General features: G+C 45.9%; 18 protein-coding genes. 15 read left to right on the top strand and 3 right to left on the bottom strand.

Features of this window, described 5'->3' with window-relative positions; all coding sequences use genetic code 11:
• Window positions 1-202 precede the first annotated feature (202 nt).
• The 11 genes from G588_RS18600 (at window position 203) to G588_RS0100565 (ending at window position 13,514) form a co-directional block, all read left to right on the top strand.
• On the top strand, window positions 203-1,837 hold the full coding sequence (locus G588_RS18600; protein WP_022776816.1) for a cellulase family glycosylhydrolase: 1,635 nt from the start codon (window positions 203-205) through the stop codon (window positions 1,835-1,837).
• 384 nt (window positions 1,838-2,221) lie between these two features.
• The gene (locus tag G588_RS18595) at window positions 2,222-4,681 is read left to right on the top strand and encodes a glycoside hydrolase family 9 protein (RefSeq protein ID WP_051139886.1); all 2,460 of its coding nucleotides are present in this window, start codon (window positions 2,222-2,224) and stop codon (window positions 4,679-4,681) included.
• A gap of 80 nt (window positions 4,682-4,761) precedes the next feature.
• The gene (locus G588_RS0100605) at window positions 4,762-6,642 is read left to right on the top strand and encodes a cellulase family glycosylhydrolase (protein ID WP_026668489.1); all 1,881 of its coding nucleotides are present in this window, start codon (window positions 4,762-4,764) and stop codon (window positions 6,640-6,642) included.
• A 451-nt stretch (window positions 6,643-7,093) separates the two neighbouring features.
• Window positions 7,094-8,587, top strand: a complete 1,494-nt coding sequence (trpE, locus tag G588_RS0100600) for an anthranilate synthase component I (RefSeq protein ID WP_022776815.1) — start codon at window positions 7,094-7,096, stop codon at window positions 8,585-8,587.
• A gap of 3 nt (window positions 8,588-8,590) precedes the next feature.
• A complete protein-coding gene (locus G588_RS0100595; RefSeq protein WP_022776814.1) occupies window positions 8,591-9,184 on the top strand; it encodes an anthranilate synthase component II in 594 nt (197 codons plus the stop codon).
• A 70-nt stretch (window positions 9,185-9,254) separates the two neighbouring features.
• Window positions 9,255-9,929, top strand: a complete 675-nt coding sequence (locus G588_RS18590; RefSeq protein WP_022776813.1) for a helix-turn-helix domain-containing protein — start codon at window positions 9,255-9,257, stop codon at window positions 9,927-9,929.
• 107 nt (window positions 9,930-10,036) lie between these two features.
• Window positions 10,037-10,870, top strand: coding sequence for a sugar phosphate isomerase/epimerase family protein (locus tag G588_RS0100585; RefSeq protein WP_022776812.1), 834 nt, complete (start codon window positions 10,037-10,039; stop codon window positions 10,868-10,870).
• Window positions 10,867-11,310 (top strand): LytTR family DNA-binding domain-containing protein, encoded by a 444-nt coding sequence (locus G588_RS0100580; protein ID WP_022776811.1) that lies wholly within the window; start codon window positions 10,867-10,869, stop codon window positions 11,308-11,310. The genes G588_RS0100585 and G588_RS0100580 overlap by 4 nt, the downstream gene beginning before the upstream one ends.
• Window positions 11,307-11,789: a DUF3021 family protein gene (locus tag G588_RS0100575; RefSeq protein WP_022776810.1), complete on the top strand. Its 483-nt coding sequence runs from the start codon at window positions 11,307-11,309 to the stop codon at window positions 11,787-11,789. The genes G588_RS0100580 and G588_RS0100575 overlap by 4 nt, the downstream gene beginning before the upstream one ends.
• A 97-nt stretch (window positions 11,790-11,886) precedes the next feature.
• Window positions 11,887-12,726, top strand: coding sequence for an ABC transporter ATP-binding protein (locus tag G588_RS0100570; protein ID WP_022776809.1), 840 nt, complete (start codon window positions 11,887-11,889; stop codon window positions 12,724-12,726).
• Window positions 12,723-13,514, top strand: coding sequence for an ABC transporter permease subunit (locus G588_RS0100565; RefSeq protein ID WP_022776808.1), 792 nt, complete (start codon window positions 12,723-12,725; stop codon window positions 13,512-13,514). Before G588_RS0100570 ends, G588_RS0100565 begins: the two co-directional genes overlap by 4 nt.
• A 147-nt stretch (window positions 13,515-13,661) precedes the next feature.
• Here G588_RS0100565 and G588_RS0100560 read toward each other — a convergent pair whose 3' ends face one another.
• Complete coding sequence (locus tag G588_RS0100560) at window positions 13,662-15,053, bottom strand: PhoH family protein (protein ID WP_022776807.1); 1,392 nt, start codon at window positions 15,051-15,053, stop codon at window positions 13,662-13,664.
• 166 nt (window positions 15,054-15,219) lie between these two features.
• Between G588_RS0100560 and G588_RS21095 the strand changes: the two genes are divergently transcribed.
• Together G588_RS21095 and G588_RS0100550 are read left to right on the top strand one after the other, a co-directional pair.
• A complete protein-coding gene (locus tag G588_RS21095) occupies window positions 15,220-15,990 on the top strand; it encodes a response regulator (RefSeq protein ID WP_022776806.1) in 771 nt (256 codons plus the stop codon).
• 23 nt (window positions 15,991-16,013) lie between these two features.
• Entirely contained in the window at window positions 16,014-16,997 is a 984-nt protein-coding gene (locus tag G588_RS0100550; protein ID WP_051139885.1) for an RluA family pseudouridine synthase, read from the top strand.
• Here G588_RS0100550 and G588_RS0100545 read toward each other — a convergent pair.
• Complete coding sequence (locus tag G588_RS0100545; RefSeq protein ID WP_022776804.1) at window positions 16,983-18,299, bottom strand: DNA polymerase Y family protein; 1,317 nt, start codon at window positions 18,297-18,299, stop codon at window positions 16,983-16,985. The genes G588_RS0100550 and G588_RS0100545 overlap by 15 nt on opposite strands.
• Entirely contained in the window at window positions 18,299-19,306 is a 1,008-nt protein-coding gene (locus G588_RS18580; RefSeq protein WP_022776803.1) for a CPBP family intramembrane glutamic endopeptidase, read from the bottom strand. The genes G588_RS0100545 and G588_RS18580 overlap by 1 nt, the downstream gene beginning before the upstream one ends.
• 273 nt (window positions 19,307-19,579) lie before the next feature.
• Here G588_RS18580 and G588_RS18575 point away from each other — a divergent pair, with 273 nt between their 5' ends.
• Both G588_RS18575 and G588_RS0100530 read left to right on the top strand, forming a co-directional pair.
• Window positions 19,580-20,140, top strand: coding sequence for a CAP domain-containing protein (locus G588_RS18575; protein ID WP_022776802.1), 561 nt, complete (start codon window positions 19,580-19,582; stop codon window positions 20,138-20,140).
• Between the two features lie 140 nt (window positions 20,141-20,280).
• Window positions 20,281-20,817 carry a histidine phosphatase family protein gene (locus tag G588_RS0100530; protein WP_026668486.1) on the top strand — a complete coding sequence of 179 codons (537 nt, stop codon included), beginning with the start codon at window positions 20,281-20,283 and terminating at the stop codon, window positions 20,815-20,817.
• Window positions 20,818-20,837 lie beyond the last annotated feature (20 nt).

Below are 20,837 nucleotides of genomic sequence, written 5' to 3'. Positions count from 1 at the left end.
TTATTACGAAAACTTTAAAGTAAACGATTGAGTTAATTGATGCAAAATAATGGCGAAAACTAGGGAGATTTAGTGGAAACTGCACATGAGAGTTGTCAGATAATTTTAAAATTATTAAAAAAATATACAAAAAATGTGTTGACGTACCTTGGACCATACTCCTATTATATATTTGTCGCGACATACTAAAAGGGAGGTGCGTATGATGCACAATACTAAACTTAAAGGCATTAAAAGAGCATTATCTGTTATTCTTTCTGCACTTGTTATCGTATCTGCAATTCCTGCGAAGAACGTTCAGGCCGCAGGCGGTACTAACAAGACTGCCACTGAAGTTGTATCGGACATGACAGTGGGCTGGAACATCGGCAACAGCTTGGATTCTTTTGCTCAGTCCTACATGTATCCCTGCACAACTTCAATGGAGACATATTGGGGTAATCCGGCAACAACCAAGGCACTTATCGATGAAGTAGCCAAGGCAGGCTTCAACACAATCCGTGTTCCTGTTTCATGGGGCCAGTACACAACCGGTTCCAATTATCAGATTCCTGATTTCTTCATGAAGAGAGTTAAGGAAGTGGTTGATTATGCTATCGCAAATGATATGTATGTCATCCTTAATTCACACCATGACATCAACGATCAGAAGTGTTTCTATGTTCCGAACAATGCGAACAAGAGCCGTTCAGAGGCATATTTCAAGTCAATCTGGACACAGATCGGCAATGAGTTCAAGAACTATGACTATCACCTTGTATTTGAGACCATGAACGAGCCCAGGCTTGTAGGTCACAGCGAAGAGTGGTGGTTCCCTCGTAACAACCCAAGTAACGACATCAAGGAAGCTGTAGCATGCATCAATGATTACAACCAGGTTGCACTCAATGCTATCAGATCAACAGGCGGCAATAACGCTACAAGATGCGTTATGGTTCCCGGCTACGATGCTTCAATCGAAGGCTGCATGACTGATACCTTCAAGATGCCTACTGATACTGCAAGCAACAGACTGATCCTTTCAGTTCATGCTTACATTCCTTACTATTTTGCACTTGCAAGCGACACATACACCACAAGATTTGATGACAGTAACAAGGGAGATATCGATTCATTCTTTAATGATCTTAACTCCAAGTTCCTTTCAAAGAACGTTCCTGTAGTTGTAGGTGAGACAAGTGCAACCAACAGAAACAACACTTCAGACCGTGTAAGATGGGCTGACTATTATTGGGGAACAGCTGCTAAGTACAGCAACGTTGCTATGGTACTTTGGGATAACAACTACTACCAGAACAACTCTGCAGGTTCAGACGGCGAGTGCCACATGTATATTGACAGAAGCACTCTTCAGTGGAAGGATCCCGCAATCATCAGCGCTATCATGAAGCATGTTGACGGAACACCTGCTACCATTAATGGCAGCCAGATTCCCGGAACAGATCCTGAGCCTATCGTTGAGCCCGATCCTGAGCCTATCGTAGAACCCGATCCTATCGTAGAGCCCGATCCCGAGCCCGTCGTTGAGCCAGATCCTACACCTGTAGCAGGAGACCTTGGCGTAACATATACAGTCAACAACTGGGGTTCAGGCTATCAGGTACTTATCAAGGTTAAGAATGATTCCGCATCAAGAGTTAACTCCTGGACCGTTAAGGTTAACAAGAACGACGTTAAGATTGATTCCAGCTGGTGTGTAAACGTTGATGAGCAGGGCGGTTATTATGTGATCACCCCTATGTCCTGGAACAGCGTTCTTGAACCCGGCGCATCCGTTGAGTTCGGCATCCAGGGAGCAGGCTCCATTGGAAACTCCGTTGGAATTACGGTTCAGTAATAATATCTAAACCATATATTGTAGGAAACTATACCTGTAAAGGTGTGACAAAAATGTTACATCTTTACAGGTTTTTTCATATTTAAATTAAAATAAATCAGTCAAATTAAAATTGAGAAATAAAAAATTAAAATTAATCAAAAAAATACATGGATAATATTTACAAACTAAAACGTTTAAGTTACAATTATATATGCAAAAGGGAATAATTGTATTTGGTAATGCAAATATTTGCTGAAAATACATCAAATATACTGAAAATTTAAATATTAACATATTCGTAACATTTATCAGGCTTTCGTGTGGGAGTAATACATGATATCAATGCGCGCAGGTATCATTTTTTATTACTAAACAATGTAATGTAAGGAGGGAATATGTTATATGCATAAAGGTATCAAGTCTTTTTGCAAAAAAGTGTTGTTGGGTTCTTTATCCGCTGCACTTATAGTTGGCGGCATGAGCTTCCCGTCAATCAAGGTTGAGGCTGCCGGCAATTACAATTATGGGGATGCATTGGCTAAATCTTTGTTATTCTACCAGTTGCAGGAATCCGGTAAATTATCCGAGGAGACTCTGTCCAGAACTAACTGGAGAGCAGACTCGGGACTTAATGATGGAGCTGATAACGGATTGGATCTTACCGGCGGATGGTATGACGCAGGTGATAACGTTAAGTTCAATCTGCCTATGGCATACTCATCAATGGTACTTGGATGGTCTTATCTGAACAATCCTCAGGCTTATTCCAAGTCCGGTCAGACCAAGTGGATCCTTCATGATATCATTTGGGCCAACGACTATTTTGTAAAATGTAACCCTGATTCACGTACTTATTACTACCAGGTAGGCGATGGCGGCAAGGATCATGGTTTCTGGGGCGCACCTGAGCTTGTAGAGCTCAAGATGGACAGACCTTCCTTCAAGGTTGACGACACATCTGCTAACGGTGGTTCCTGTGTTACCGGCGAAGCTGCTGCATCTCTTGCAGTTGCATCTCTGGTACTTAAGAACACAGATCCTTCAAGAAGTGCTACATATCTTGCACATGCCAAGACTTTGTTTGGTATGGCTGACAGAGCTAAGAGCGACGCAGGCTACACAGCAGCCAGCGGCTTTTACACATCTTACAGCGGCTTCTATGATGAGCTTGCACTTGCAGCTTGCTGGCTGTACAAGGCAACAGGCGACAAGTCTTACATCACCAAGGCCGAGCAGTATGCCGAGAACTTCGGAACAGAGTTCCAGGGCGGCACAGAGATGGCTTACTCATGGACAATGTCATGGGATGACACACACATGGGCGCATGCCTCCTTCTTGCAGAACTTACAGGCAAGGAGAAGTACTACACAGCAATTGAGAACAGTATTGACTGCTGGAACGGCAAGTTAGAGGGATCCAACCCTATAACAATCTCTCCCGGCGGACTTTCATTCCTCAGCCAGTGGGGCAGCGTACGTTATGCTAACAACCAGGCTTTCATAGATGCAATCTATGTTGGACTTGAGAAGGCAGACAGACAGCACATCGCTGACGCTAACTCTTACATCGAGAGAACAGTTAACTACACACTTGGCAGCTCAGGCCAGAACTTCATGGTTGGCTACAATGACAAGTCTCCCAAGAACCCTCACCACAGAGCAGCTCATGGTTGCTGGTCTAACAACCTCAATGCTGAGCCCGCAACATCAAGACATACTCTTGTTGGCGCTGTAGTTGGTGGTCCCAGCGGAGCAAATGACAGCTACAAGGATGACAGAAGCGATTACATCGCAAACGAAGTTGCATGTGACTACAATGCCGGCTTCACAGGCGCTTGCGCATACATGTATGAGAAGAACGGCTACGGTGCAGTTACAACTCCTACAGCTATTGAGAAGACCGACGGAGCAGAATTCGTTCTTAAGGCCGGCATCAATGCTCAGGACAAGAACAACAAGATCAACTTTGTTGAGATCAAGGCAGTCATCGAGAACCACACAGCATGGCCTGCAAGAAATACAGACAACCTTACACTTCGTCTTTTCTTCGACCTTAGCGACGTTATTGCTCAGGGCTACAAGGCTTCTGACATGACAATCTCAACAACATATATGCAGCACAAAGTTAAGATCTCTGAGTTCAAGCAGTCAGAGAAGGCCGGTATCTACTATGTAGACGTTGACCTTTCAGGCGCACAGATCTATCCCGGCGGACAGAGCGAGTGCAAGTGCGAACTTCAGCTCAGATTCACAGCTCCCGGCAAGTGGGATTATTCCAACAGCCCTTGCGTAAAGGGTCTTGGCGGCACAAGCAACAACCAGATGACTACTCCTGACGGAATGCAGCTCTTCGAGGGTGGCACGCTCGTTCTTGGAGAAGGCTTCGTTGCTCCCGATCCAGTTATCCCTGATCCTGTAGTAATCGAAGATCCCGATCCGGATCCGATTCCTACACCTACTCCTGAGCCTGAGCCCGAACCCGAGCCCGAGCCTGAACCCGAGCCTGAGCCAGAGCCCGAGCCAGAGCCCGAGCCTGAGCCCGAGCCAGAGCCTACACCTGTAGTTACAGAAGGTGTTACTGCTGAGTACACACTTAACAACTGGGGATCAGGTTACCAGATACTCATCAAGGTTAAGAATAACGGAACAACAAGAATCAATTCTTGGAAACTTAAGGTTAGCAAGGCTGATGTAGGAATCGATTCAAGCTGGTGCGTAAACGTCGATGAAGACGCTGACTACTACATCATCACTCCTATGTCATGGAATGCTTCTCTTGGAGCAGGCGAGTCAACTGAATTTGGTGTTCAGGGATCAAGCCACCTTGGAAGCTCAGTTAGAATTATTGCAGAAGCCAATTAACTAACCTTTTGATACATAGTTACTATTCACAGCCTTTGGGCTGTGGGTAGTAACTACATTTTTCTGGAGGAAAATACTCAATGCACAAGAAAATGAGATCAATATACAGAAAGGCCTTTATCGGAACACTGGCAGCCGCCATGGTAATTACAGGCTCCGGATTTTGCAGCCTTAGTTCCTATGCAGCAGGAAATACAGCTCCTATAAGCTCTTTTGTTGCCACAGGCCTTACAACTTCATATACCATCAACAACTGGGGCTCAGGCTACCAGGTGCTGATCAAGGTTAAGAACGACACAGGCAAAAGAGCAGAATCATGGGCCCTTAAGATAAACAAGAACGACGTTGGAATCGACTCCAGTTGGAACGTTAAGATTACAGAAAGCGGCAATTATTACATCATCACTCCCATGGAGTGGAACTCAGTGATCGAATCCGGTAATGCCGTAGAGTTCGGCATCCAGGGTTCAAGCCATGTAGGTAACAAGGTAGAGATCCTTGTGGACGGAGATCTCAGCGGAGAGATCACACCTGATCCCGAGCCTACACCTGAGCCTGAACCCGAGCCTCAGCCTCAGCCCGATCCGGAGCCCGAGCCTGAACCGGAACCGGAGCCTACACTAACACCGGATCCCACTCCGACACCTGAGCCAGATCCTACACCTACACCACAGCCGGATCCTTATACAGGCGATGCTGTTCAGGGTGATGACTGGCTTCATGCCAAGGGCGGTAGGATCTATGACAAGTACGGACATGAAGTATATCTTACCGGCGCCAACTGGTTTGGTTTTAATTGCTCAGAGAGAGTATTCCACGGCTTATGGAGTGCCAACATGAAGACAACAGTTGAGAGCATGGCTGATCACGGCATCAACCTTGTTCGTGTGCCTATCTCAACAGAGCTTCTTTTTGAGTGGAAGTCAGGCAAGAACGTTAAGGTTAACGTTAATACCTATGCTAATCCCGAGCTTAAGAGAGCAGATGGCTCCGATATGGGCTCAAGAGAGATCTTTGATGTTTTCCTTGCTCTTTGCAAAGAGAACGGTATCAAGGTTATGATGGATTGCCACAGCGCAGATGCCAACAACTCCGGTCACAACTACAACGTATGGTATGGCCCTAAGGGCTTCACAACAGAAGACTGGATAGAAGGCTGGACATGGTTTGTAAATGAGTACAAGAATGATGACACCATCATCGCCTGCGACCTTAAGAATGAGCCTCACGGCAAATTCTCACAGGCAGAAGCTGTTTCCGCTAAGTGGGATGACTCAACAGATGAGAACAACTGGAGATATGCAGCAAGCCGCTGCGGTAAGGCTATCCTTGATGTTAACCCTAACCTCCTTATCATGGTAGAGGGTATCGAGGAGACTCCAAGACCGGGCTATGACTACAACTCCGGCACACAGGATCCCAACGCATCAGAGGATCAGCTCAAGTACTACGGACAATGGTGGGGCGGCAACCTCAGACTTGCAGGCGACCTTCCTGTAGATCTTGGCCGGTATCAGAGCCAGCTCGTATATTCACCTCACGACTATGGCCCGCTTGTATATGAGCAGTCCTGGTTCAAGAAGGATTTCTCAGAGGAGACTCTTCTTGCTGACGTATGGTATGACAACTGGTTCTATCTCCAGGATCAGAATATCGCACCTCTCCTTATCGGTGAGTGGGGCGGATTTATGGATGGTGGCAGCAATGAGAAGTATCTCTACATCATGGCTGACTTCATTGCCAAGAACAAGATCAACCACACCTTCTGGTGCATCAACCCCAACTCCGGCGATACCGGCGGACTTCTTGAAGGCGACTGGCTTACATGGGATACTGAGAAGTACAACATGATGAAGAAGACCCTTTGGTCAGATTCCAGAACCGGCAGATTCGTTGGTCTTGATCACCAGGTACCTCTCGGACAGAAGGGTGAGACAGTTACCACCTATTACGGCGGATGATAATTTTTCCACGTAATAATTAAGATTTATCAATTGACAAGGTTAACGCGGTAAAGCTATAATAGTCCATAAATACAGACAAAACCTATGATGCGGAGATAAAGCAGATGGAGCACTCCCAGAGAGTCCGGGTAGGTGAGAGCCGGATAGTAAGCTGATTTGCAAATGGACCGTTGAGGGCATGGTGAAAGGGTTTTTTCCCAAGTATTCATGACGGGCAGACACCCGTTACCAGGTCAGAGATATGTTGGTATCTTATTAAGCGTGTGATGTATCACAAATTGAGGTGGCACCACGGGTAGATTTTAGTTTACTCGCCCTCAGCAGAAATTTATAACAGTTTCTGCTGAGGGCTTTTTTATTTCATAAAAAAGCGCTCCGCTATGGATGCACACTCGCGCGAATGGAAATATTATTGAAATAAGAGGGATAAGATAAATAGGAGGATGAAATGCACCAGACAACATTTGAAGAAGTACTTAAGATCGCCGGAACAGGGGACTACAAGCTTATTCCCGTAGTAAGAGAGATCCTCTCCGATATTGCTACTCCCGTTCAGGTAATGAGAAAGCTCAAGAACGTCAGTGACCACTGCTTCCTTTTGGAGAGTGTGGAGGATTCAAGACAGTGGGGAAGGTATTCCTTCCTTGGCTACAATCCCACAATGGAGATCAGTCTCAAGGAACATAAGCTCTATGTAACGGATGAAAATGGGGAGGTTACCGAGTCGGACTGCGATGCACCCGGAGCCTTTCTGAAAGAACTTGTGGAGAAAAATAAATCTCCCCGCCTTGAGGGAATGCCTACCTTTACCGGCGGCCTCGTTGGCTATTTTTCCTACGATTACATGCAGTACGCCGAGAAGTCACTTAAGTTCAAGGCCCAAAATGAGTATGACTTCAGCGATATGGATCTGATGCTGTTCGAGAACCTTATTGTATTTGATAATCTCAGACAGAAGATAGTGCTTATTTCCAATGCCCATGTGGATGCGGACGAAGCAGTCTTTAAGCATAGCTACGACAAGGCTGTTCACAAGCTTGGCGAGATGGAAGACATCATTGTAAAGGGAGAGGCTAAGAGAATTGAACCCGGTAAGCTTCTTGAGGACATCCACCCTGTTTTTTCCAAAGAGGAGTATTGCGAGAAGGTGAGGAAGACCAAGCAGTATATTGTTGATGGCGATATTTTCCAGTTGGTGCTGTCCAATCCCATGGAGGCTGCTTTTGAAGGTTCACTGTTTGACACCTATCGTATCCTTCGTACTACGAACCCTTCGCCCTACATGTTCTATTTTTCCGGTGATACGGAGATAGCGGGAGCTTCCCCGGAGACGCTGGTTAAGGTAGAGGACGGCGTGATTCGTACCTTCCCTCTTGCGGGAACAAGACCCAGAGGAACTACCTATGAGGAGGATCAGGCTCTGGAAAAAGAGCTTCTTGCAGATGAGAAGGAGAAGGCGGAGCATAACATGCTGGTGGACCTTGGCCGTAATGACCTTGGAAGGCTCTGTGAGTTCGGAAGTGTTGAAGTTGAGAAATACATGGGGATTGAGAGATATTCACATGTAATGCATATTGGATCCTCCGTTAAGGGCAAGCTCTCCGATAAGTATACGGCTGTTGATGCGGTGGACAGTGTTCTTCCTGCAGGAACGCTGTCAGGAGCACCCAAGATAAGGGCCTGTCAGCTGATCGATGAGCTGGAGGGGATCAAGAGAGGAATCTACGGCGGTGCCATCGGATACGTTGATTTTACCGGTAACCTGGATACCTGTATCGCCATCAGACTTGCCTATAAGAAAAACGGCAAGGTATTTGTAAGAAGCGGCGCCGGAATCGTTGCGGATTCCGTTCCCGAGACTGAATTTACCGAGTGTGTTAACAAGGCCAAGGCTGTTGTAAATGCCATCAAGGCCAGCACACTTATGGATAAGGAGGACTGAGCCATGATACTTATAATCGATAACTACGACAGCTTTACCTATAACCTGTATCAGTTGATAGGAACCATCAATCCTGACATCAAGGCAGTTAGAAATGATGCCATGACAGTGGAGGAGATAAGAGAGCTGGGGCCTTCCGCCATTGTTCTTTCTCCCGGTCCCGGCAAGCCCTGCGATGCAGGCATCTGCGAGGAGGTAGTCAAAGAGCTTGGGAGAGAGATACCGATCCTTGGTGTATGCCTGGGACATCAGGCTATCTGTGAGACCTTCGGAGGTACCGTATCCCACGCCAGACACCTGATGCATGGCAAACAGTCAGATGCAGAGGTGGACAATACTTCGCCGATATTTGAGGGACTTGATAAGACTGTGAAGGTTGCCAGATATCACTCCCTGGCACTGGTTCCCGATACGCTTCCCGAGTGCCTTAAGGTAATATCCACTGCAGATGACGGTGAAGTTATGGCGGTACAGCACAAGGAGTATCCGATCTTTGGACTTCAGTTTCATCCCGAGTCCATCATGACGCCGCAAGGAATCGATATGTTGCGGAATTTTCTGAAAATAGGCGGCTTAACGGCATTTCAGGAAAAATGATGACTCTACTTTCCGTAGGTACCATGAGGATACTAGCGGATTTACAATCTGTATATGGAGGTGAGTGAATATGAACCAATATGTTACAGGTGCAGTTATCAGAGGGCTTCGGGAAAAGAATAAGATGACTCAGCTTCAGTTCGCAGAGAAGCTGGGAATAACCGATAAGACCGTATCCAAGTGGGAGACGGGAAAAGGGTATCCTGATATTACTCTTTTGGAGCCCATTGCGGATGTGTTCAGGATATCCGTCACTGAGCTGATATCAGGGAATACAGTAAGTAACGCCAATGTTTCCGCAAACATGATGCGGTCCAAATTTTATGTTTGTCCTGTCTGCGGCAATGTAATCCACAGCATGGGAGAGGCGGTCATCAGCTGTCATGGGATTGTTTTATCACCGGAAACAGCGGAGCCTTCAGATGAAAAGCATATGATCTTCATTGAGCGCTCCGAGGACGAGTATTATGTCAGGATTAATCACAGCATGACCAAGGAACATTACATTTCTTTCGTGGCAGCTGCATCATCAGACGAGCTTCAGATGATTAAACTCTACCCGGAAGGAAGGTCTGAGACCAGGTTCAAGATCCGGGGCGTTAAAAGAATCTTTTTCTACTGTAACCATCATGGTCTGTTCTATATTGATGTGGTTAAAGGAATCGATGACAGAGAAAAAGGCTATGATGATGTACAGAAGAGACGGGAACTTGAGAAGGTTGCGGATATGCTTTTTGGAAAGTAAGATATTCTGTGAAAAAATAAGTGTAAAACAGGCGTAGGTCAGTGTGATTTGCGTCTGTTTATTTTTTTGTGTTAGTCTATAAGTGTGTGAAATGAGGAGGGGACAATATGCTACAGTTTGGAATGCCGACACTTATAGAAAATAAGACACTTGAAGATAATATTTCGCTGTGCAAAGAGTTGGGGCTTAAGTTCATTGAGCTTAACATGAACTTCCCGGAATATCAGGTGGAGCAGCTGGAAAATACTGACAGGCTCCTTAAGCTTGCCGATGAGGCAGGAATCTATTTTACCATTCACTTGGATGAGAATCTTAATATCGCTGATTTCAACAGCCTTGTGACAGGAGCTTATCTTGAGACTGTGCAAAGGAGCATCGCTGTAATGAAGAAGCTCCTTCCGCTTAGGGATAAATACGGCGATAGCACGCAGCCTCTTACTCTGAATATGCACATGCATCATGGAATATACATAACCCTTCCTGATAAAAAGGTTCAGATGTACGACAGAGATTTTGATACTTATATGAAGTCCTTTGCTACCTTCAGAACGCTAGTCAGCGAGTGGATTGGAGAGGATGATATTCTTGTTGTAGTTGAGAACACAGATGGATTTAGAGATTATGAGAAAAAATCCATTGAATACCTTCTTGAGAGCCCCAAGTTCGGACTTACCTGGGACATAGGCCATTCCAAGGCAATCGGAGAGAAGGATGTTCCTTACATTCTTGAGCATAGAGACCGCCTGGTACATTTCCATATCCACGACGGCTCAGAGAATCCTCCAAAGAATCACTTGGCGCTTGGAGATGGAGAGATAGATCTGCAGGACAGATTGTCCCTGGCAGAGAGCAGAAATGCCAGATGCGTACTGGAAACAAAGACAATAGAGGCACTTAGGAAATCAGTTAAGTGGCTTGGCGATAAGGGGAGAATGAGTTGAGGGTTGATATTCAGAGGATTTCATCGGGAGAGGATGAGGTCATACTAAGGTACAAAGAAGAAAATAAGAGAATTCGTACCATACTTGATGCCATAAGAGGGGGCGGCGACAAGCTCTACGGTAGGCAGGATGGGGAGACTATATCCATTAATCCTTCCGACATCCTGTATGTGGAATCCGTGGACGATAAGATTTTTGCCTACACCAAAAAGGAAGTGGTAAGGCTTGAAGGAACCCTGGCGGGACTGCTTGATACGCTCAATGATGTGAAGTTCTTCAGGTGCAGCAAGTCCATGATCATCAACATCGAAAAGGTGGAGAGACTAAGGAGCATGTCCTCCAACCGCATTGACGCCACCATGGAGGGCGGCGAGCATATTCTGATATCAAGAACCTATGCTTCTGAGTTTAGAAGGATTCTTAAGGGGGTGAACGCATGAAGAAGGACAATAGGAAAGTATCGCTTTGGGAGAGATATCTTACCAAGGAAATCGGAATTGAATTCAAGGCATGTCTTTACTTTTTTGCAATTCTCTTTTTCTACAGCATGTACAGAATTGCCTTGGGAAGCCTGGAAGCCAGCATTATTCATATGGCGGAGATGATCTTCACCTGCTATTTCATCGGTTATGCCCAGGTATACCTTCTCTGGAATTTCGATGAGGCGGACAGCGTCGGAGCCCGGGAAGTGGCGGGAACTGTGATATGCACCTTTATCTACAGCCTTCTGTCATATCTGTTTAGCTGGTTTGACAAGAATATTTACGTGACGCTGGGATTTGCGGCGTACCTGATCGTGACCTACGTATGTGTTATTCTGATCTACAAGACCAAGAGAAATATTGATGATAAAAAACTAAATGAAGACCTGGCCCTCTTTAAGACAGAGCACAAAAAAGTGCAGGATAGGGGCGAATAAGTGCTGCTTGCGGGAACTTGTATTGTTCCCGCTTTTTTTGTGTCCTAAGATGAAAATATAAGATGAGTCGATGGGATGGTTGCCGGAAAGGAGTGCTATGGAAAACGTAATAAGTATTAGGAATCTTACCAAGACCTACGGAAAAAAGCGTGGCGTATCCGACGTGTCTTTCGAGGTTCATGAGGGTGAAATCTTTGGATTCATAGGGCCAAACGGAGCGGGAAAGTCCACTACAATCAGATCCATGCTGGGGTTTTTGAATTTCAATTCGGGATCGATAAATATCCTTGGAATGGACAGCGTCAAGGACCACGAGAGGATCCTTCGGGATGTGGGATATATGCCCTCTGAGGCGCTTTTTTACCCCACTATGAAGGTGTCTGAGGTCATAAAATATGCTGCGGATGTGCGGAAAGTGGACTGCAGAGAGGAGGCGGCAAAGCTCTGCGAAAGGCTTCAGGTTGATACCTCCAAGAAGATAAAGGAGCTGTCCCTTGGCAACAGAAAGAAGGTGTCTATAGTTTGCGCGATGCAGCACAGGCCCAAGCTCTTCGTTTTTGATGAGCCCACCAGCGGTCTTGACCCTCTGATGCAGAATACTTTTTTTGAACTGATAAAAGAGTATGTGGAGCAGGGGACAACTTGCATGCTGTCCACACATGTGCTTCCTGAGGTGCGCAGATACTGCGACAGGGCTGCAATAATGAGGGAGGGGCACCTTATTAAGACGGACACCGTTGAGAACCTTATAGCCACATCTGCGAAAAACGTGAAAGTGACAGCAGATGGAGAGACAAAGGAATATATGTATAACGGTGATATAAATGACCTTATCAGAGAGCTGGGCGGACAGCATGTGGAGAACCTGACTATTGAGGAGCCTTCTCTGGAGGACATGTTCATGCATTTCTATGAAGGACAGGAGGAGACGAAATGAGAGCGATAATAGGGCAGGAATTTAGGCTAAATCTGAAGAGCCTTCTGATCTGGGCGCTGACTGTGGGAGGACTTGGGTTTATCTGTATTATGATGTACACAAGTATGGAAGGCGATGTGATGGAAATGGCAGATAGCTTCTCTCAGATGGGAGCCTTTTCCGATGCTTTTGGAATGAGCACCTTAAGCATAGCAACTATCGGCGGGTTTTTCGCAACGGAAGTCGGTACCGTACACGGTCTTGGAAGCGTGATGTTCGCAGCATTTTTTGCATCCTCAATGCTATCCAAGGAGGAAGACGGACATACGGGAGAGTTCCTTTTTTCCCTGCCGGTATCAAGAGGCAAGGTTATAACTGCCAAAGGGATTACCATTCTTGTTAATCTGATCTTATTTACCGTTATCTGTGCTGTACTTTATGCGCTTGGATTTGTCTGTCTGGGAGAAGAAGTGCCGATATCGGAACTCACCAGGTTCCTTGGAAGCATGCTTCTTATGAATGTGGAAGTTGCAGCTATAGCATATCTGATATCCGCAACATCAAGTAAGAACCGAATGGGCCTGGCACTTGGAATGTCGCTTGTTGTATATGTATATGACATTATGGGAAGAGTTATTCCGGATATGAAGGATTATCTGTTTATAGGACCGTTTTCCTATGCAAATGCGTCGGAAATATTCGCAGGGATGGACGCACCTAAGTACAGCATCCCAGTGGCCATTGTAGTGATAGTAGCGGTTACTGTTGCAACTTATATTGCATATATCAAGAAAGATTTGGCAAGTTAATAATGCCCGGATGATAGCAGGGACGGTTGCGAGTAGGTGGGGACGGTTCTTTGTGACTCACGAAGCGAGTCACAAAGAACCGTCCCCACCTACTCACAACCGTCCCTCTGTCATCTGACACCGGTATCGGCTAATTCCGGACTTCACTTAAAAGTCTTTTTTATCCCTCATTCTCTCAATAGCATCCATCGCCAGTCTGCTTCGTTCGCACTCGGAAGCTGACAATGAGATCTGCCAGGCCAGAGGGCTTCCCTTCATATGCTCACAGGCATAGGAAAGACCGTTGGTTCTGTCATCAAGGAATGGTCTGTCTATCTGATTAGGATCGCCAAGAAGAATGATCTTGGTATCTTTGCCTGCTCTGGTGATGATACCCTTGGCCTGAGTAGGTGTCATGTTCTGTGCTTCATCGATAATAAGATAGGTCTTAAGAATAGAGCGGCCTCGGATGAAGTTAAGGGCTTCGCACTGAACGATGCCTCTTTCAAAGACTTCATCGGTCTTGCCCTGAAGCTCTTTTTCATCCTTGTAGCGCTCCTCCTCATTGGAGTCGATGAGCTGCTCAAGGTTGTCGATGATGGGTCTCATGAGAGGAGAGATCTTTTCCTGCTCATCACCGGGCAAAAATCCGATGTCATCATCAAACTGTGAATTGGGTCTGCACACCAGGATTCTTCTGTACTCACCGGTGGGGCGATTGATCATTTTTTCAAGGCCCACGGCAAGAGAGTAGAAGGTCTTGGCTGTTCCTGCCATACCTTTGACGATAACGAGAGGAGCCACATCCGCAGGCTGCATAAGAGCTTCCTGAAGGAAGTACTGGCCGGCGTTTCTTGGCTTGACGCCATAGGGCTGGGCTTTTTCATATTCGAGCTTTTTGATGACGCTGCCACAGACCCTTCCCATCTGGGTTTTGTTGGTGGATTGGTCGGCTCTTACCACTACGAACTCGTTCTCAAACAGTTCGGGAGTGTACTGCTTGCCGTTCTCATCGCAGCAGTATACCTTATCCACAGGAATTCCTTTTTTCTTGAAATCCTTGAAGATATCCTCGGGAGCGTACACGTCGATTCGACCGCTGTACTGATCCGTTCTGTCTGCTACCTGTTGTGTTGTAAAATCCTCTGATTTGACGCCGAGAATACCGGCTTTGATACGCATAAGTATGTCCTTGGTAACAAGGATCACCTTATTTTTGCTTGAATCTGTAAGGCCCTTGCAGACCTTAAGTATGCGATTGTCAGACTTATATTCTGACAAGTCCTTGGGAAGTTCCACATCCTTGAAATTCTTTTCAACCCGCAGAAAGCCACCGTTGTCCATTTTGACCCCTTTGATAAGGTCCCCTGAACCCCTGAGCTGTTCCAAGATCCTGATCGCCTCCCTGACGTTGGCGCCTCGCTCGCCCTCATCTCTCTTGTGGGCATCGAGCTCCTCCAATACTACCAGCGGAAGAACGACCTCGTTATCCTCAAAGCACTTCAATGCATGGGGTGCCTGAATCAAAACGTTGGTGTCCAAAACATAGATCTTCTTCATGCGTAGATCCCCCTATATTTATATGACTTGTAACATCATTATACCATATATAGTGTTCCCAAAAAAGAAAAGAAATTTTCTGCCGAAGAGAATATTTAGATAAGATAGCCTACACATAACAATGCTATAATAGATTTGTTCTCAAAATGTTCTTCGGAGGGGAAGTATGATACCAAAATGCGTAATGATGATAGGTTCCAAGGAATCCTTTTTCATCAAAGTATTGGTAAAGAAAATTCAAGGTAGCGGGGAAAGCAGTGGGATAGAAGCCGGGTATGTCCCTGCAAGCAAAGCAGATATCACAGCTAAGTGGGATAAGTGCGGCATTCTGACTTATTACATGGAGTCCGGCGAAGTGATAGACGAGGCACTTATCAGATTCCTTGCAAAAAAGCTTGAAGAAGGTAATAAACAGCTTATACTGGTTGGAGAGGCTGCGGATACATCGCCGGTGCTTTCACAGCTTCCAAAAGACAGAGTATACAAGGTCTTTGACAGACCTCTGGATAATGACGAATATATTCAGGTGGTAACCGAGTTTTTTAACAGGGATACGACCGGTGAGACAAGGAAATCTGTTCTTATCATAGACGACGATACCAACTACATGGGGCTTGTCAGGCAGTGGCTTAAGGTAAAATACAAGGTTTCCATGGCATGCTCCGGGCAGCAGGCTTTTAAGTGGTTTGAGAATAATACGGCGGATCTTATCCTTCTTGACTTTGAGATGCCCGATGTCAGCGGCCCGCAGGTTCTCAAGATGCTTCATGATAATGAGAGTACCAGAGATATTCCGGTATTTTTCCTTACGGGCAGGACAGATCTGGCCGGAGTCTCGGACAGCAATGAGCTTAACTGCATTGGATTTTTGCAAAAGACCATCGGGCAGGATGAGCTTCTAAAGGTAATTGCTGATTTTTTTGGCAGTAATAATTGAATCGGAAAGAAGAAATAATAGTAGTGTCAGATAGTTTCAGAGAAATAGAATATGCCGTAACTTCTGCAGAATCAGGAATGACCATCCATGAGCTTCTGCGTAAGGTACTTAATATCTCCGCAAGAGAAGAAGCAAGATGTAAACAGTTTGAGGATGGAATCCTGATAAAAGAGTCTGAAGTCCATCCAAAGAAAGATACAACCTTTCTTCCTGAAATGCCTAAGGACAAGGATTATGGCGACTTTGCTCCCGCAAGAGCAATAGATAAGGTTTATGAAGGAGATGTCCTTCGGATCAAGATATACGAAGATAATGACAATGCCTCAGAGATAGTCCCCTCAGATGCGCCTATAGAGGTGGTCTATGAGGATGAGGACCTGATCCTGGTTAATAAGCCGGGAGACATGGTTGTTCACCCGTCCTATGCTCATTTCACGGACTCCCTCAGCAACAGGCTTGCCGGGTATTATAACAGAACAGGGCAGCAGCACGTTATTCGCGTGATAGGGCGCCTTGACCGTGAGACTTCGGGCCTCATTATATTTGCCAAGAACAGACACAGCGCCGCTCTTTTATCAGACCAGACAAGAAATATGTCCAGGAGAAAAGAGTATCTGGCCCTGTGCTCAGGTGTATTTGAGAAAAAAGAGGGAACCGTAAATGCTCCGATAGAACGACTTCCCGGTGACCGGATGATCCGCCAGGTCAGAGAGGATGGGAAAGAAGCCATAACTCACTACCTTGTGGAGCAGCAGTTTGAGGACTATGCGCTGGTTCGGCTTCACCTCGATACCGGCAGAACCCATCAGATAAGGGTCCATATGCAGTACATAGGTCATCCCCTTCTTGGAGATTCTCTGTATGGGAAAGAAATTCGAGATCACCATGGCATGAAAAGAGCCGCACTTCATGCGGCCCATTTAGAATTTAAACAACCATTATCCGGAGAGAGTCTTAAGTTTGAAGCACCTCTCCCTGAAGATATGGCGGGATTATTGCTCCTTTGAGCCCTTTGGCTTAAGGGAGCTTGCTTTTTTTATAATGCCTTTTCCGTAAGCGCCGGTGAGTTTTTCGGTCATGGCATCAAGCTTTTTCATCTTCTCGGTATCAATGGAGGGCGCATTATCACTTTTTTCCTCCATCATGTCAAAAAGGCTCATCTGTCTGTAGGAGCCGTCATCAAGCTTGGTTACTCCAACGCCCACAAGTCTTATTACTTCTCCTTTTGCAAATAGTCCAAAGGTTCCAAGAAGCAGTTTGTCCGACAGTGCCTTAGCGCAGTCAAAGATAGCCTTGGCATCATCTATAGAATTATCCAGCTGCATCTGAGCTGAGTGGCGCTTGAAGTTACCTGTCTTGACCGAAACAGTGACAGTACGGCCGTATACATGGTCTTTTTTAAGTCTCTCCGAAACCTTCCCTGACAGATATTTAAGAACAGGAATAATGTCCTTGTCGTAGCTGTCTGAATTAAGGTCTGAAGAAAGTGTTGTCTCGTTGGAGTAGCTCTTGGCATCGTCGTAGGAACCGGAGACGTTGGTGGAACCGTAGCCGTTGGCGCTGGCATAGATGTAGCTTCCCGCATTCTCACCAAGGATTGACAGCAGCATCTCGGTATCAGCATGTGCAGCATCGCCTATGGTGCGGATGCCCAGGCCCATAAGCCTTTGCGCGGTCTGTTTGCCACAGCCGTAGAGGTCACCTATGGGAAGAGGCCACATTTTATCCGGGATTTCCTCAGGGAAAAGAGTGTGGATCTTATCGGGCTTTTGAAAATCACTGGCCATCTTTGCCAGAAGTTTGTTACAGGATATTCCAACATTAACAGTAAAGCCAAGGGTATCCCTGACTTCATCCTTGATCCTATGGGCCACACAGATTGGAAAAGGACAGTCCGGAGTCTCCAGATCCTTGTACAGGCTGTAGGTTCCTGTCATATCTACATAGGCCTCATCTACGGAGACCTGCTCGATAACAGGAGAGTACTTGTGAAGGATCTCGATAAAGGCCCGTGAATACATCTTGTAGGTAGCAAAATCAGACTCAACCAGTACCAGCTTGGGGCACTTCTGAAGAGCCTTGACCACAGGTTCACCTGTGACGATTCCGTATTTTTTGGCAGGAATGGATTTGGCGGTGATGATACCATGGCGGGACTTGACGTCCCCTCCGACGGCGGAAGGAATGGTGCGCAGATCAACGCTTCCCGGCTCCTCCTGCAGCTTTTTAAGAGCTGACCAGGAGAGGAAAGCCGAGTTGACGTCAATGTGAAATATGATGTTTTCGTACTCTGTATAACTAATTTGCATTATTGATTATTCTGGTTGGATTGATTGTTCTGATCGTTTGGAATGTTATTATACTGCTGCTGAGTATATGGAACAGCTTCCTGCTGCGGCATTTCAGGTGCAACAACAGGCTTTGGCCAGATCTGGGTATCTCTTTGCTGGCGTCTTCTTCCGATAAGGAACATTACAAGGCAGGCAATGGCCAGCTCAATTACTGAGAAAACAGTTCCCTCAACACCGAAGGCTACATTGTAGAAGGCACTGTCCATAGCTGTGGCGGCATCCAGCTTGAAAATGGAGAAAGTGGATACCAGTCCGCTGTTGGGAAGACCCAGAATGATGTTCTGCATGTAATTCCAGGCTGTGTGGGCAGCGAAGGCGCACCAGATACTGTCAAAGTAATAAACCATCAGTGAGAACAGAAGGCCGGAAAGACATATATCCAGGATTGCAAGAGGGCCAACGCCGTCGTTTCCAAGGTGAATAAGTCCGAAGAAAACTGAGTTGCCGATAATCGCAACAAGGGGATTCTTAAAGCTTCTTCGAAGTCTCTGATACAGGAAACCTCTGCAGATAAGCTCCTCCGCTGAGGACTGGATAAGAACCGTCACCAGGATAAGGAAAAGAGGCAATGGCTTGAAGGAATCGTAGTAGAGGAAAATATCCTTGTGAAGCCAGGCAGCTAATGCGCAAAGACCATTGAGACCGCCTCCGATAAGAAGACCGTACACAAACATAAGGAATGTATTTCCCTTGGGACGGGTCCACAGAGCCTTGTAGATAGGTCTGTTTCGCTTGAACAATAAGTAGAGAAGCACAACACACCATATGCCAAGGAAGGGAAGATACATTGAAAAGGTTGATGTAAGACCATCGTAATCGTGGGGATTACCGAAAATCATATAGAACAGCAAAATTCCAATCAGCTGTCCCAGCAAGATCAGTACATATGACATCAAAAACGGAAAGATAATGATGTCGTTCCATCGAAATCCTTCGTTGTGGATTTTGGACAATAATTTTTTCATACATTTCTCCTTTGTTGAGCAAATAAATTCTGTGATACGAAAACGTATAATGGTTGTCACCTCTGATTAGTATACTACATCTTGTTATACTAAGCTTAACTTAATAATAAAATTTCAAAAAGTATACACATACTTTGAAATAATTAACTCATTTTCATAAAAAAGTTATCTCTATTATATTGTTTGGACTATGGGGGTAAGGTAATATTTAGGTAGGAATATGGGGCAAAATTATCGAGTATTCCGTTAGTTTTGATATTAGGAGATTGTACTATGAAAAAGTTAAAAAAGGTTTATGCAATTGCACTTGCCGCAGTATTGGGATTTGCAACTATCGCCTGCGGAGCAGTTAATGAGGATGCGATGATTGACGATCAGGCTGCTGTAAGAGGACTTGATGAGGGAGTAGGCGAGATCTACATCGATGATGAGGCCATCGCCCTTGCAGGTACTACAACATCCAGCCAGGCAGCAACCGATGCCTGCACAGCTGTATTCAACCTTATGAATCAGCAGAGAGCAGCTCAGGGACTTCCCGCTCTTGCATGGAGCCAGGCTCTCACTAATGCAGCTCAGGTTCGTGCCAATGAGATCACACAGTCATTCTCACACACAAGACCCAATGGTTCAGCATTCTGGACTGTAGACAGCAATGTTCAGTACGGAGAGAATCTTGCCAAGCTCTATCAGTCAGCTGACAGTGTATATACAGCATGGATGAATTCACCTACTCATGCAGCCAACATTATGGATGCCGGCTACAAGACAGTTGGTATCGCAATTTGCCAGACAGGTGACGGAAGCTGGTATTGGGCACAGGAGTTCGGATATTGATCTGATCCTATAAATAAATATGAACTTGAAGCCGCAGTGCTCCTAAAGGAGTACTGTGGCTTTTTTGCATTTTAATGGTAAAATGGACAAGGATGTATTTTATTACTATAGTAATCAAGGAAGAAGGAAGTCATTTTTACATGGATCATTTTTATTTTATCAGACACGGAGAGACGGTCTGGAACGTTGAGAACAAGATATGCGGAGCCACGGACATAGAACTTACGGAATTGGGACATAAGCAGGCCGAGGAAACCGGCAGGAAGATCCTTGAACTGGGCATAACCGCAGACGTCATCCTCACATCTCCCCTTGTAAGGGCCAGGGAGACTGCAAGGCACATTTCCGAGATCACGGGAATCCCTATGGTGGTGGAGCCAAGGCTTATTGAGCAAAACTTTGGCAGATATGAGTCAACGCCCAGGGACGGCGCGGAGTTTCATGAGGCCAAAAAGGATATGGCCAGCCGCTTCGGCACCGGTGAATCCATGCTGCAGCTGGCCCAGAGAATCTACAACCTGATAGACGACATCAAGGTCGGGGACAGGGAGGTGATCCTGGTGGCCCATAACGGCATTACCCGAATGGTTGAGTCCTATTTCAGAGAGATGACCAATGAAGAATTCTCCTCCTGCGGTATTAAGAACTGCGAGATCAAGAGATATGACTTTTTATAAAAAAGAAAATATAAAGGCGG

Source organism: Butyrivibrio sp. AE3009, from assembly GCF_000420845.1.
Lineage (GTDB): Bacteria > Bacillota > Clostridia > Lachnospirales > Lachnospiraceae > Butyrivibrio.
The sequence above is the reverse complement of the archived record's forward strand: the minus strand, read 5'-3'. Positions and strand labels throughout refer to the sequence as shown.

Bases quoted from the DNA above. Each gene is read 5' to 3' on its own strand.
- G588_RS21095 (WP_022776806.1), top strand. From the start codon at position 15,220: ATGATACCAAAATGCGTAATGATGATAGGTTCCAAGGAATCCTTTTTC.
- G588_RS0100530 (WP_026668486.1), top strand. From the start codon at position 20,281: ATGGATCATTTTTATTTTATCAGACACGGAGAGACGGTCTGGAACGTT.
- G588_RS0100585 (WP_022776812.1), top strand. From the start codon at position 10,037: ATGCTACAGTTTGGAATGCCGACACTTATAGAAAATAAGACACTTGAA.
- G588_RS18575 (WP_022776802.1), top strand. From the start codon at position 19,580: ATGAAAAAGTTAAAAAAGGTTTATGCAATTGCACTTGCCGCAGTATTG.
- G588_RS0100605 (WP_026668489.1), top strand. From the start codon at position 4,762: ATGCACAAGAAAATGAGATCAATATACAGAAAGGCCTTTATCGGAACA.
- G588_RS0100565 (WP_022776808.1), top strand. From the start codon at position 12,723: ATGAGAGCGATAATAGGGCAGGAATTTAGGCTAAATCTGAAGAGCCTT.
- G588_RS18580 (WP_022776803.1), bottom strand. From the start codon at position 19,306: ATGAAAAAATTATTGTCCAAAATCCACAACGAAGGATTTCGATGGAAC.
- G588_RS0100595 (WP_022776814.1), top strand. From the start codon at position 8,591: ATGATACTTATAATCGATAACTACGACAGCTTTACCTATAACCTGTAT.
- G588_RS0100575 (WP_022776810.1), top strand. From the start codon at position 11,307: ATGAAGAAGGACAATAGGAAAGTATCGCTTTGGGAGAGATATCTTACC.
- G588_RS18600 (WP_022776816.1), top strand. From the start codon at position 203: ATGATGCACAATACTAAACTTAAAGGCATTAAAAGAGCATTATCTGTT.
- G588_RS18590 (WP_022776813.1), top strand. From the start codon at position 9,255: ATGAACCAATATGTTACAGGTGCAGTTATCAGAGGGCTTCGGGAAAAG.
- G588_RS18595 (WP_051139886.1), top strand. From the start codon at position 2,222: ATGCATAAAGGTATCAAGTCTTTTTGCAAAAAAGTGTTGTTGGGTTCT.
- G588_RS0100545 (WP_022776804.1), bottom strand. From the start codon at position 18,299: ATGCAAATTAGTTATACAGAGTACGAAAACATCATATTTCACATTGAC.
- G588_RS0100570 (WP_022776809.1), top strand. From the start codon at position 11,887: ATGGAAAACGTAATAAGTATTAGGAATCTTACCAAGACCTACGGAAAA.
- trpE (WP_022776815.1), top strand. From the start codon at position 7,094: ATGCACCAGACAACATTTGAAGAAGTACTTAAGATCGCCGGAACAGGG.
- G588_RS0100560 (WP_022776807.1), bottom strand. From the start codon at position 15,053: ATGAAGAAGATCTATGTTTTGGACACCAACGTTTTGATTCAGGCACCC.